Here is a 12,936-nt window from a genome sequence, read left to right on the forward strand (position 1 = left end):
ATAAGAGCGCGGTAATATTGACGGAGTGGTTTTGCCGAACTTCTATTCACAGACATACATAGTTTATCGTCAATAAGGATTGAAATGAAAATACCTGCGTTTATTTTTCTTGTGTTGTCCGCCATTCTGGTACCTGTGGTACACGCTGAGACGATTGCGGTCGCTGTTGCTGCCAATGTTCAGTACGTATTTGAAGACTTGAAAACCGAGTTTAAAAAAGAAACCGGGCATGATATACAGGCCAGTTTCAGCTCTTCCGGTAAGTTTGTGACGCAGATTATGAATGGTGCGCCGTTTGATGTGTTTCTCTCGGCCGATATGGAATTTCCGGATAAGCTGCATAAAGAAGGTTTTAGCGCTGCGCCACCGAAGGTATATGCCCGTGGTGCGCTCGTGTTGTGGACACTCAAGGACGTGGATCTGCGTGATTGGCAATCACTGCTTGCTAGCACCGCTATCGATAAAATCGCCGTCGCCAATCCCAAGACCGCACCTTATGGACGGGAGGCGATGAATAGTCTGCAATATTACAAACTTGCTGCGCCGCTTCAAGCCAAACTCGTTTTCGGCGAGAGTATTTCGCAGACCAACCAATACATCCACTCGCGCGCAGCCGACATTGGCTTTACTGCCAAGTCGGTTGTGTTATCTGCTGAGATGAAGGGGCAGGGGAAATGGATTGATGTGCCAGCGGCGAGTTATCAGCCGATTGCGCAAGGCGCGGTTGTTCTCAACTACGGTAAGGAACATCATCCTAAAATTGCACAGCAATTTTTTGACTTTATCTACTCCGCTAAAGCCCGTGCAATTTTTGAACGCTACGGTTATTTGCTTCCATGAATAAATTCTCCGGGAAGATTGCTGCGATCGAAGCCTACGGTAGTGTCGCGATTGTCGATGTGATGGTCGGACCATATTGCTTTACTGCGACCTTAATGGGGGCGGCTGATCAGCTTGAGGTATGGAAGAACGGCCAGGCGGTGAACCTCTTATTTAAAGAAACAGAAGTCGCACTCGCGAAAAATTTATCTGGTCAGATCAGCTTGCGTAATCGTATGCCGTCCATCATTACGGGGCTGGAGTATGGACAATTGCTGACACGTGTTGCCATGCAGATGGATGGCATGATGCTGCACTCGGTGATTACAACGCGCTCTGCACGTCATTTACAGCTAGAGCTAGGTGATCAGGTGGAGGGTTTAGTGAAATCGAATGAGATGAGTTTGCTTCCTGACTTGACGGATACAGGCGTATGAGTGCTACTGTGCCTGACCTGCAACCTTTGTGGTTAACCTTCCGGCTGGCCTTGTTGACCACCTTCATTTTGTTATGTGCAGGTATCCCGCTTGCCTATTGGCTGGCATACACACGCAGCCGTATAAAGCCGGTTCTGGAGACGCTGGTCAGCATGCCTTTGGTCTTGCCGCCGTCTGTACTGGGCTTTTATCTTCTGCTTGCCTTTAGTCCGCAACAGGCGTTTGGGCACTGGCTGGAGCAAGCTCTGGGGTTGAAGTTAGTGTTCAGTTTTAGCGGCCTGGTCATCGGTTCGGTGATTTTCAGTTTGCCGTTTATGGTGCATCCATTGCAATCGGGTTTGCAGAATTTGCCTGCTTCATTCAGGGAGGCATCGCGCACTCTGGGTAAATCTGATCTGACCACCTTATTCCGTGTTTTGCTACCGAATTGTCGCAGTGCGTTACTGTCTGGCATCGTATTAAGTTTTGCTCATACGGTCGGCGAATTTGGTGTTGTGCTGATGATAGGCGGGAATATTCCGGGTGTTACCAAGGTCGCATCGATTGCGATTTATGATGAGGTCGAAAGTTTGAATTATGCCGCAGCACATTTTTACGCAATGATTTTATTTGCCATCAGCTTTGCCATTTTGCTGCTGGTCTATCTGAACAATAAACGTATGTTGAAAACCTTTTAAATGGCCATGCTAGAGCTGAACCTGCAAAAGAAATTATTGAGTTCGTCCGGTGTGATGAATCTGGATATACAACTGAATCTCGGGCGTGGTGAGCTGCTTGGTCTGTTTGGAGATTCCGGCGCAGGAAAAACCACATTATTGCGCATGCTGGCAGGATTAACCGTGCCAGATCATGGCCGGATTGTGGTCGATGGCGTGTGCTGGTTTGATTCTGAGAAAAAAATCATGGTGCCGCCACAACAGCGCAGTATTGGTTTTGTCTTTCAGGACTACGCGTTATTTCCGAATATGAGTGTACGCGCCAATCTGGCCTATGCGCTTCATAGCAAGGACCCTCATCGCGACGCATTAATCGATCAGTTACTGAATGCGACCGGACTTACTGCCTTACAGGATCAACTGCCGGCGCAGTTATCCGGCGGGCAGCAGCAACGTGTTGCGCTGGCGCGAGCACTGATCAGAAAGCCGCAATTATTATTACTCGATGAACCCTTGTCGGCCCTCGATCTGACAATGCGTTTGCGCTTACAGCACGAATTGCAGAAGCTGCATCAGGATTTTTCTTTGACGACTATCCTGGTTAGTCACGATATCGGCGAGGTATTCAAACTGGCTGACAAAGTACAAGTGGTGGAGCAGGGACGGGTTGTCCGTTCAGGTACCCCGGCACAGGTATTTTTACAGCAGAGACTGGCAGGGCAGTTGAATTTACGTGCTCAGATTCTGGCGATCCGGCGCGAAGAAGTGGTTTTTATTTTGTCTTTATTGGTGGGGCAGGATATTGTTGAAATTATTGCGTCTCAAGATGAGATTGACGATGTAAAAATCGGTGATTACATCTCTATTTCGACCAAGGCCTTCAGCCCTTTGATTTTTAAGTCTCAGGACTACTCCTGATATTTTATTCATTAGTACCGGATACAAAAAAGCGCTCTATATGTAGAGCGCTTTTTCATTGCAAGATGCAGATTTAGTCTTGCGTAATACCCATGACGTGAGAGAAACCACCATCCACATAAGTAATCTCGCCCGTAATCCCAGCGGATAAATGCGATAGCAAGAATGCCGCAGTATTGCCGACATCATCAATCGTTACGTTGCGGCGCAAAGGCGCATTTGCCGCGACAAAGCCTAGCAATTTACTAAAATCCTTGATGCCGCTCGCTGCCAGCGTCTTGATCGGACCAGCGGAGATGCCGTTGACGCGCACACCGCGTTTGCCCAACGATTCTGCCAGATAGCGCACGGAGGCTTCCAGCGAGGCTTTTGCCAGACCCATGGTGTTGTAGTTTGGAATAGCCTTTGTCGCACCTAGGTAGGACAAGGTCAGCAGCGCTGAATCCTGGCGCAACATTGGTAGTGCTGCTTTCGCCAGCGCTGGGAAACTATATGCGGAGATATCATGCGCAATCTTGAAGGATTCACGTGATAAGCCATCCAGGAAATCGCCAGCAATCGCCTCACGTGGTGCAAAACCGATCGCATGTACCAGACCATCAAGGCCGTCCCAGGATTGGGCCAGATCCGCAAATACGGCATTAATTTGTTCATCGCTGCCAACGTCGCAGTCAAACACCAGTTTGCTATCGAATTCTTCTGCGAACTCGGTAATTCTGTCTTTAAAGCGCTCACCGACATAAGTGAATGCGAGCTCGGCACCTTCGCGTTTGCATGCCTTCGCGATGCCGTAAGCGATAGAGCGGTTTGATAACAAACCTGTGATCAAAATCTTTTTGCCTTGCAGAAATCCCATAATAACTCCTATGCTACCGCAATGTCTATGCGGCTTACAGGCCAAAAAGCCTTGGAGAGGCGCATAAACAGTGCAGTATTGGTTTGTGGTGCGTTGTAGTGATGTAATGAATTGAGGTAATTCAGCGCGTTGTCGTCCTAATTGCCAAAACTTATCCGGTACTCATCCAGCGGTATTGTGCTGAAATAATTCTGAACAAATTTTTACTATCGCCAATTAGAGGAATCCCTCAGCCGCACGGAATTGTAGATGCAAGAAGCTCAGTCGGCAAATATTTCCACATGAGGTACTAAGCAATATTAGGCTGAAAATCCCAAGCCTATGGCTATTTCGCTCGTTTTAATGTGTTCTGCCATTAAAAAGAGCGAAGTAGGAGTGAAATAGAGCCGACACAGAAGCGATGCAGAAGCAAAACTAAAGCGATGGACTAAGAATGCAAGCCACGCGGAATCGCATTGAGCAAGGTCTTGGTGTAAGCCTGCGTTGGATTTAGGTACAAGTCATCTGAATTTGCCAGCTCAACGACTTTGCCTTTGTTCATCACCATCACCTGGTCGGCAATATATTTGACGACGGCCAGATCATGCGAGATGAAAATGTAAGACAAGCCAAACTCTTCCTGTAAATCCTGTAACAGGTTCAATACCTGAGCTTGCACCGACACATCCAGCGCAGAGACTGATTCGTCGCACACCAGCACTTCCGGTTTCATCGTCAGGCAACGTGCAATCGCAATACGCTGACGCTGACCACCGGAGAATTCATGCGGATAGCGGTGAAAGGCCACCGCAGGCAGACCGACTTTCTCCAGCAAAGTGTAGGCCATTTGTGAGCGCTCGGTGTCATTGGCGCCGATCTGATGAATCTGCATCGGCTCCATCAGAATCTGGCCTACGGTAAAGCGTGGGTTCAGCGAGGCGTAGGGATTCTGGAAAATAATTTGAATTCGACGCTTATATTGCAAGAAGTCTTTATTCGACATAGACAAGATGTCCTTGCCATCAAAGATAGCTTCACCTGAAGTTGCCTGATGCAAGCGCATCAGCGTCAGACCCACCGTTGTCTTACCGGAACCAGATTCACCGACGACGCCCAATGTCTTACCACGCGCCAGTTTGAATGACACGCCTTCGACAGCCTTGAATTCTTTCTTCCCGAAAAAACCTTCACGGCTATAAAAACTCTTACCCAGATTGCGTACGTCGAGGACGATATCTTCATCCCCTTTGAGACCGCGGGGACGTTCTTTATGATCGATGACGGCGCCTTGGTTGTTCATAAAATCAGCGATCACAGGCAAACGCCACGGGCGCGAATCCAGAGTAGGGCGGCAGTGCAGCAAGGCTTGTGTATAGGTATCTTTTGGCTGTTCGAATATTTGCTTCACATCACCGGCTTCACGTACCTCGCCATTGCGCATGACGATCACCTGATCGGCAATTTCACCTACCAGTGCGAGATCGTGTGTAATGAATAGCACGGACATCTTATGTTTTGCACGCAGGGCTTCGATCAGATCAATAATCTGTTTTTGTATCGTGACGTCGAGCGCAGTTGTCGGCTCATCGGCGATCAATAGTTTTGGCTCGCAGGCAATCGCCATCGCGATCATCACCCGCTGTTGCTGACCACCAGACATTTGGCTCGGATACGCATCGATCTTTGTTGCAGGATCAGGAATGCCGACTTCTTCAAGCAAGGCAATCGCTCTGGTGCGCGCCTGTCTGGCGTTCATCCCCATATGCAATTGCAATACTTCACCGATCTGAAATCCTACGGTAAATACCGGATTCAGGGACGTCATCGGTTCCTGAAAAATCATCGAGATATCTTTGCCGCATAACTGGCGGCGCTCAGCCAGGCTGAGATCGAGCAAGCTACGGCCTTCGAAGGTGATCTTGCTTTCTTTCGCAATACTGGAGGTATCGGGCGGAAGTAAGCCCATGATCGCGAGCGAGCTGACCGATTTGCCGCTACCGGATTCACCGACCAGGGCGACGGTTGAATTACGCGGAATCTCAAAGGAAATACCTTTAACAGTTTCTACGCTCTCTTTTTTATTGATACGAAAAGAGACACGCAAATTCTCAACTTTTAGTAATGATTCTTGGCTCATGGTCTGTCCTTATTTGAGCTTGGGGTCGAGCGCATCACGCAGGGCATCGGTGAACAAAGAGAAGGCGGTGACTAATACAGCCATCCCCGCCGTCGCTGCGACCAGTTGCCACCATTTGCCCAGAATGAGTTCGTTCTGCGCTTCATTCAACATACTGCCCCAGGACACCACACCAACGGGTACACCAAAACCAAGGAAGCTCAAAATGACTTCTGATTTGATAAAGCCGACGACCAGAATCGATACCTGGACTAAGGCGACATGGCTGACATTCGGAAAAATATGAATAAACATCTTGCGAAAATCCGATGCACCGATTGCGTCAGCGGCCCAGACGTATTCGCGGTTTTTATGCTTCATGTATTCCGCACGGATCAGGCGGAATGGGCCTGTCCAGCCAGTAAACGCAAGGATCAGAATAATCGTAGTCACGCCTTTTTGCTGTAATACTGCGGCGACTGACAGAATCAATAGCAGGTAGGGAATCGAGGTGAAGATGCTGTAAAACCAGTTAAAAAAATCATCGACACGATTGCCGAAGTAACCCGCCAGTGCACCAAACAGTGTGCCCAGCAGGGTTGCCAGGAAGGCGGCGACCAGACCAACGATGATCGATGTTTCTGCACCCTTGATCGTTTTTTTGATGATGTCATGTCCCCATTTGTCCGCACCAAACGGCAGGGTATCGAGCTTGGCAGCAACGGTCGCTTTACCTACCTTCGCCAGCTCCGTATAGATCTCGCTCATTTCTTTAGCGAGTGGATCCGGTACCCCATACTCATTGGTAATAATTACTTGCTGACTTGCCGGCGCTTTACGCAATTCGCGCAGGACATCGGCTAAAGGGTCCAGCGGATTATCAGGTAAAGGTTCTTCTGCCACTCTGGCAATTGCCATTGAGGAGTCCGCGCCGATGAAGTGCGGTGGCGCGTAGCTGGCACCAATCTCTTGTTCCCAATCGGCCGCGATCAGACCTGTGGCCGATAAGACCAGAACTACTAAAAAGGCGATGACCACAGACATGGCTGACATCGCAATTTTGTCGGCGCGCAGCCGGCGCCATGCTAGTGCCCACAATCCAGGCGAGGCAGTATGATTTGTTTGTAACGTTGACATGGGAAACCTTATTTCAACTGAACTCGTGGATCAACTGCTTGATACAGCAGGTCGGTCAACAGATTAAAGAACATCGTTGCGGCGGCAACATAGACAGTGATCGCTTTGATGACAGGGAAGTCGCTACGCTCCACCGCCAGGATGACCTCGCGACCGATGCCGGGAATAGAGAAGAAGCGCTCAATCAGAAACGCGCCGATCAGCAATGCAGGCAAATTTGACATGACGTGCGTAATAATGGGGATTGAGGCGTTGCGTAATACATGGACCCATTTGACCCGACCCTCGGACACACCTTTTGCGCGTGCAGTACGAACGTAATCTTGATTCACCTCGTCGAGTACAAACGTGCGGAACAGGCGCAGATTGGGGGCGACGCCAACAGCGAGAGCAATCAGGATGGGCAGTGCAGAATATTTGAACAGATTTTCGGCAAAGCTATTACCCCAGCCCTGAACCGGAAACAGTCCCAATTTATAAGCAAAGAAATACTGTCCCACGATGATGTAGACCAGAATACTGATGGACATGCCGAAGGTACAGGCAATCATAACGCCACGATCGGTCAGGCTGCCACGACGGAATGCAATCGCCAGCGCAAGTGCAATCGCAATCAGTGTTTCGATGATAGTTAAGGGCACCAGCACCGTGAGGGATGGCCCAAGGCGCGTGCCGATGATGGAGGAGACTGCCTCGCCGGTGCTCCAGCTGGTGCCGAAATTGAAGGTAAGAATTTGCTTGATGAAAATTCCTAGCTGGACATAGTAAGGCTGATCAATACCAAGCTGGGTGCGGATATTTGCAATCTGCTCAGCGTTTGACATTTTGCCTGCCAGAATATAAGCGGGATCGCCGCCTACCCAGTTAAATAAAAAGAACACCAGCAAAATCACCCCCAGCATCGTGGGTGCCATTTGCCATAAGCGGCGCAATATATAGGCGGTCATGGAGTACTTTCTAACTAAGTTAATTACGCGATTGTTGGTATACAGGACTCAGGCAAAACATTCCGGCGGCGTCGCAGCACCCTATCGTTATTGGTATTGATACGGTCTTGCTTGCTACGCCTTGTCGGAGTCATTTTGCTTGAACCCTAAGATAGATAAAAGTCGATCACGATCTCAGGGCTTATTTATTTTTCTCAACATCAAAGAACATCCATTCGCCATAGATAATCGGATGTTTTTTATAGCCGATGACTCTGGGTTGTGCCAGCATGTTTCTGTAGCGGGCAAAGCCAGTTCTTTGTGCTGTATTGACTTCCATAATCCGTGCCATCTTGTGATATAGCGCATCGCGTTCTGCACCAGGTGGTAGTTTTTGTGACTGTACGTACAGAGCGTCATATTCTGGAATCTTGACGCAGCCATTGTTCGTTGAACCGGTATTAGGGCCGTAAAATAATTGCATGAAGTTGTCGCCGTCAGGGTAATCGGCGATCCACGGTGCATTGCGTGTTTGTAGCTGGCAGTTTTTTTCTGCCTTCAGCATTTCGGAAAACTGCACCAGATCTTCTTTCATGCGGATGCCGATCGAGTCGTAGGTTTTTTTCCAGACCTCGGTCTGCAGCTTGCCGATCGGGCCGGTGCGTGCGGTGTAGCGGATTTCCAGCGGTTTGCCATCGGGCAGGGTGCGGAAACCATCGGGCCCTTTTTTGTAGCCAAATTTGTCTAACAACATATTGGCGGCGGCCGGATTGTATTGAATGCTGCTTTTATAATTAGGATCATGACCGACTACGCCCGGTGGGATAGGGTAGTCGAGTGGAACGGCATTGCCGTTATAGACAATATTGATTTCTTCTGTGACGTTGTGCGCCATCGCAACGGCGCGGCGCAGTGCGATTTTATCTTTTGTCAGGCCGCCCCAGACCGGATCCTGCATATTCCAGTAATACACGGTGAGTTCGGGGTCAGGTATGCGTGAGAGTAAGATGCCTTTTTTCTGTAATGCGGGTTTCAGTTTGCCGTTGTCCAGCGCCTGCGGAGCGAGTGGTCCTTCCAGCTCAAAAATATCGACTTCGCCCCCCTGGAAAGCAAGCCAGCGCGATTGATCTTCGATCATGACATTGATTTCGATACGACCAATCTGCGGCATGCGCTTGCCCTTCATTGCGGCCATGATTTTTTGATCTTCAGGGCTGCTGCCTTGATGATTCCAGACGTCGCCACGATAATCGGGATTCGCCACCAGAATGATTTTAGATCCGCGCACCCATTCATCCGGCACCAGCATGTATGGACCAGTTCCGACAGGATTGGACATGACCTGACCCTGGATGTCCTGATATTTTTCGATGACTTCGCGGGCGACGGCACCGGTCGGGTTGTGCGCCAGAATCAGGCCGAGATTAAAATCCGGCTCGTTCAGGTGAATCCGCAAGGTATATTTATCGACGACTTCCAGGCCAGGAATTTTGGCATCGTAGTCGAATTTATTAGTTTTTTTGGCTTGCGCGGCCAAAGCGTCCAGACCCACAATTTTTCCGGCGATTAGCCAGGAATGCGGCGAGGATAGTTTGGGATCCATCAGCCGCTTTAATGTGTAGACGTAATCGGCAGCGGTCAGCTCGCGCTTCTTCCCTTTAAATGCTTCATCCGGCGTAAAGAAAATGCCTTTCTTGATTTTAATCGTATAGGTTTTTGCGTCGGCAGAGACCTCCGGCATGCTCTCCGCTACGCGCGGAATCAGTTTGACCGGGCTGGCGAGGTAATCATAGGAATATAGTGTTTCAAAGATGACGTAGTTAACACCGTTTGAATATAAATCTTTTGCCGCACCCGGATCGAAACCGGTCTCCGCAACGTTGAATACCCACTTCAATACTTTGTCAGGATCTGCCGGACTGGTCGCAGCGTCTGCATGAGACACCGGGAGGAAGGTGAGGCTGGTGAGTACACCGATAGCAAGTGCAAGCGCGGAGACTTTTGGTCGATGCGAAACGAGTAGCTTGTGCAGAATAGATGATGACTTCATTGCGAGTGGGTCTCCTTGTTAAAGCGACCTGAATAAAAATACTTGTTTAACTGTATGGACAACAATATGGACAATACATAGCCAATATATTGGCAAATGTACACGAAGACACCGGGCCTCAGTTGATGCTTTTACGTCTTAGTGTTTTCACTTTATTCGCGTATTTATTTGTGTCTATACCTGTTCCAAACAGTTCTGAGTGTCCTGAATTGTTCTTGATACTGATTGATGGGCAATTTCAATGCTTCTCAACGTCGAGATATTGCCAGTCTGCGTGTAGGATAGGGTGTTTCTTGTAACCTTGTATCCATGGTCGTATCAGCCAGCTGCGAATACGTGTGGAGTGCAATGCCCATGGCGTATCTGCCTCGATCTGACGACTCATCTGCGAATAAATTTTATTTCTTTCTTCGCCAGAGGGGAGTGACATGGCTTTTCTATACATTGCATCGTAGGCCGGCGATTCGTAACAGGCGTGATTGCCTTGACCTGCTTTGGGGCCATACAGTAATTGCAGGAAATTTTCACCGTCAGGATAATCGGCGTTCCAGGCACCGCTCCACATCGCGAGCTGGCAGGCACTGGCGGCTTTCAGATTGTCAGCGAAGTTGCTGACCACGAAGTCGATGCGAATACCGAGTTGATCCAGTCCACGCTTAAAAATCTCTGCTTGTACCTTATAGATATTGGCCGCTTCCATAGTTTTTTTAATGACCAGCGGTGAGCCGTCAGGCTTTGTGCGGTAGCCATCAGCACCACGTTTATAACCGAAACGATCGAGCAGTTTGTTGGCGAGTCCGATATCGTAAGGAATGCTGCTGCGATATTTGGGGTCATATCCGACGACACCTGGCGGTATCATGCTCTCAGCACGAATCGCTTGCCCAAGCCGCATCTGAGCGACTTCGTCCGCATTGCTATAAGCCATAACGATTGCACGCCTTAGTGCGATTTTTTCTTTGGTATAACCGCCAACAACGGGGTCACGCATATTAAACATGGAAAAAGTCAGGCCTGCGTCGGCGACCCTGTCCATTTTGATACCTTCTGCGACAAAGGAGGCTTTGAGCTTGTCTCCGTCAAGTACAGCAGGTGCGGCGATCTGAGGCAGTTTGTCTATATCAATCTGTTTATCCTGAAACGCCAGCCAGCGGGATTGTTCTTCTTCGATAATACTGATCTCGACTCTGCCGACTTGCGGCATTTTTTTACCTTTCATGACTTTGACGATCTGATCATCCCAGGCACTGCCCGATGACTGGAAGTCCCAGAGGTAGCCACGGTATTCCGGATTCGCCTTAAGAAAAATTTTGCTACGAGGCAGATATTTTTCCATCATGTAGGGACCTGTGCCGACAGGATGCAGACCGGTTTGCTCTCCATAGGTATCGATCACTTCTTTCGCAACCGCACCAAAGGCAGAATAGGCCATCACGTACAGAAAGTTATAATCGGTGTCCTGGAGTTCGATTCTGAGGGTGTATTTGTCGAGCGCTTTTAAGCCTGCAACGGGCATGTCGTAATCGAACTTACCGGTTTTCTTTGCCTTTGCCTGAACCTCGGACATGCCAGCAATTTTGCCGTCAATGAAACTGGCGTGAGGAGAGCGGTTAACCGGATCGAGTATGCGTTTAAATGTATATATATAGTCTTGCGCGGTCAGCTCGTGTTTTTTACCCTTAAATGCATCATCTGGGGCGAAGTAGATGCCTGGCTTGATTTTGAATACAAAAACCTTACCTGCATCACTGACTTCCGGCATCGCCTCTATCGTACCTGGGATCAGTTTTGCCGGGCGAGCCAAATAATCATAGGTGAGCAGCGGTTCAAAAATAGCATTCACGACCCAGCCTGAATAGTGATTGGATGTTTTAGCCATATCAAAGCCATCATCCGCACCTTCAAATGCTTGTCTGACGATTTTGTTCGGGTCTGCCGGATTCTGTGCCAGGGTGGTCGTCGCGCCTGACATCAGGATCAGACCAAACGCAATGAGCTTTAATTTAAGTGAACCCAACATTACTCGACACCTCTTCATTTTTCTGACCTTGTTTTGAGCTTTCTTCATATGGATAAAGGCTCAGGGCAGGCAGGGGGCTAAAAAAGCCGTAACCATAACGCAAGTCAATACGGTACAGCACAAAAGTAAAATTTATTTTTCTTATTTATTTGCACCAAGATGGCGCGATATTTTTTGAATTGTAAAAAATACCATCTTTCTATTTGCATGAATGGCAAGAGCCATGCTGTTCTGCACCAAAATGCATAATGTGAGATACATAATATTCGGTCGAATACACAACGATTTTGAGATGAAAAAAAATTTTATTCTGGATGTTCAGGTCTGTCGCAAAATAAAAGTAACTTCGGTAATAAATGTTATATCTATGCACTATTTATTTGCTGCAAAGCACAAATCGAATGCATGGCAATTATCTGTTTTTCTCTCTGAAAAATTGGCTGTTGTTTTTTTGTGAAATGTAAAATGGCGAGTATTGACAGGGCGTGCTCAGAAGTGGTTCCATGCGCCATCGAAAATTTTTTGATGCTTTCATTTTCATTTCTTATGTAAAAAAACGCTTTTTTTTACATAAATTTTTAGCTGTAAATACGGTCAACTTATTCACTGATCTCACTCATATACACGATGTGATATGGCTGAAAATAAATTCTTTTAAAATCGGATTTATTTTGTATTTACAAAAAATTGAGTGAAAGAATGGGTACGCAATCGGTTGCTTCGCCATATAATTCATTTTTTTGGCGAAATGCGGTTTGTCGTTCTGCGTTGAGCATGAAGTTTGCTTAAGTCAGATTGGCACCCAATATGCGTGTCACCTTTTAATGGTTGTCCAGTTCATTATTTATTGAAATGGGTATGCCTGTTAGCAATATGTCGTGGTATTCGGAGGAAAGTAGGTATGGATTTTTCAAATCGCCAGCAAGAGCCGGGCAAGAAGTTGCTAGGGATAGGGCTGGTCGTTGCATTTCACGTCGTACTCGTGTACGCCCTGATCAACGGATTAGGGGTCAAAGTAGTCG

General features: G+C 48.1%; 10 protein-coding genes. 4 read left to right on the plus strand and 6 right to left on the minus strand.

The features are described 5' to 3' along the window. Positions 1-84 precede the first annotated feature (84 nt). From modA to ACO0K3_RS15070, 4 genes are read left to right on the plus strand one after another with little or no spacing between them, the layout of a single operon-like run. Complete coding sequence (modA, locus tag ACO0K3_RS15055) at positions 85-840, plus strand: molybdate ABC transporter substrate-binding protein (RefSeq protein WP_422985939.1); 756 nt, start codon at positions 85-87, stop codon at positions 838-840. Beyond that, on the plus strand, positions 837-1,256 hold the full coding sequence (locus ACO0K3_RS15060) for a TOBE domain-containing protein (RefSeq protein WP_422985941.1): 420 nt from the start codon (positions 837-839) through the stop codon (positions 1,254-1,256). The genes modA and ACO0K3_RS15060 overlap by 4 nt, the downstream gene beginning before the upstream one ends. Next, the gene (modB, locus tag ACO0K3_RS15065; protein WP_422985943.1) at positions 1,253-1,933 is read left to right on the plus strand and encodes a molybdate ABC transporter permease subunit; all 681 of its coding nucleotides are present in this window, start codon (positions 1,253-1,255) and stop codon (positions 1,931-1,933) included. Before ACO0K3_RS15060 ends, modB begins: the two co-directional genes overlap by 4 nt. Beyond that, the gene (locus ACO0K3_RS15070) at positions 1,934-2,830 is read left to right on the plus strand and encodes an ABC transporter ATP-binding protein (RefSeq protein ID WP_422985945.1); all 897 of its coding nucleotides are present in this window, start codon (positions 1,934-1,936) and stop codon (positions 2,828-2,830) included. It begins immediately after the preceding gene. 73 nt (positions 2,831-2,903) lie between these two features. Here the strand turns inward: ACO0K3_RS15070 and fabI are convergent, their stop codons facing one another. The 6 genes from fabI to ACO0K3_RS15100 all read right to left on the minus strand — a co-directional run bounded on the left by fabI (position 2,904) and on the right by ACO0K3_RS15100 (position 11,914). After that, positions 2,904-3,686: an enoyl-ACP reductase FabI gene (fabI, locus tag ACO0K3_RS15075; protein ID WP_422985947.1), complete on the minus strand. Its 783-nt coding sequence runs from the start codon at positions 3,684-3,686 to the stop codon at positions 2,904-2,906. Positions 3,687-4,113: 427 nt separating this feature from the next. Continuing rightward, entirely contained in the window at positions 4,114-5,802 is a 1,689-nt protein-coding gene (locus tag ACO0K3_RS15080; protein ID WP_422985949.1) for an ABC transporter ATP-binding protein, read from the minus strand. 9 nt (positions 5,803-5,811) lie between these two features. Next, positions 5,812-6,918 carry an ABC transporter permease gene (locus ACO0K3_RS15085; RefSeq protein WP_422985951.1) on the minus strand — a complete coding sequence of 369 codons (1,107 nt, stop codon included), beginning with the start codon at positions 6,916-6,918 and terminating at the stop codon, positions 5,812-5,814. 8 nt (positions 6,919-6,926) lie between these two features. Continuing rightward, entirely contained in the window at positions 6,927-7,865 is a 939-nt protein-coding gene (locus tag ACO0K3_RS15090) for an ABC transporter permease (protein ID WP_422957221.1), read from the minus strand. Positions 7,866-8,046: 181 nt separating this feature from the next. Continuing rightward, on the minus strand, positions 8,047-9,894 hold the full coding sequence (locus ACO0K3_RS15095; protein ID WP_422985953.1) for an ABC transporter substrate-binding protein: 1,848 nt from the start codon (positions 9,892-9,894) through the stop codon (positions 8,047-8,049). A 238-nt stretch (positions 9,895-10,132) separates the two neighbouring features. Next, positions 10,133-11,914 carry an ABC transporter substrate-binding protein gene (locus ACO0K3_RS15100; protein WP_422985955.1) on the minus strand — a complete coding sequence of 594 codons (1,782 nt, stop codon included), beginning with the start codon at positions 11,912-11,914 and terminating at the stop codon, positions 10,133-10,135. Positions 11,915-12,936 lie beyond the last annotated feature (1,022 nt).

The organism is Undibacterium sp. Rencai35W (assembly GCF_049340185.1).
Lineage (GTDB): Bacteria > Pseudomonadota > Gammaproteobacteria > Burkholderiales > Burkholderiaceae_D > Undibacterium.

Coding starts and splice junctions, on each gene's coding strand:
- modA (WP_422985939.1), top strand. CDS start 85: ATGAAAATACCTGCGTTTATTTTTCTTGTGTTGTCCGCCATTCTGGTA.
- ACO0K3_RS15060 (WP_422985941.1), top strand. CDS start 837: ATGAATAAATTCTCCGGGAAGATTGCTGCGATCGAAGCCTACGGTAGT.
- modB (WP_422985943.1), top strand. CDS start 1,253: ATGAGTGCTACTGTGCCTGACCTGCAACCTTTGTGGTTAACCTTCCGG.
- ACO0K3_RS15070 (WP_422985945.1), top strand. CDS start 1,934: ATGGCCATGCTAGAGCTGAACCTGCAAAAGAAATTATTGAGTTCGTCC.
- fabI (WP_422985947.1), bottom strand. CDS start 3,686: ATGGGATTTCTGCAAGGCAAAAAGATTTTGATCACAGGTTTGTTATCA.
- ACO0K3_RS15080 (WP_422985949.1), bottom strand. CDS start 5,802: ATGAGCCAAGAATCATTACTAAAAGTTGAGAATTTGCGTGTCTCTTTT.
- ACO0K3_RS15085 (WP_422985951.1), bottom strand. CDS start 6,918: ATGTCAACGTTACAAACAAATCATACTGCCTCGCCTGGATTGTGGGCA.
- ACO0K3_RS15090 (WP_422957221.1), bottom strand. CDS start 7,865: ATGACCGCCTATATATTGCGCCGCTTATGGCAAATGGCACCCACGATG.
- ACO0K3_RS15095 (WP_422985953.1), bottom strand. CDS start 9,894: ATGAAGTCATCATCTATTCTGCACAAGCTACTCGTTTCGCATCGACCA.
- ACO0K3_RS15100 (WP_422985955.1), bottom strand. CDS start 11,914: ATGTTGGGTTCACTTAAATTAAAGCTCATTGCGTTTGGTCTGATCCTG.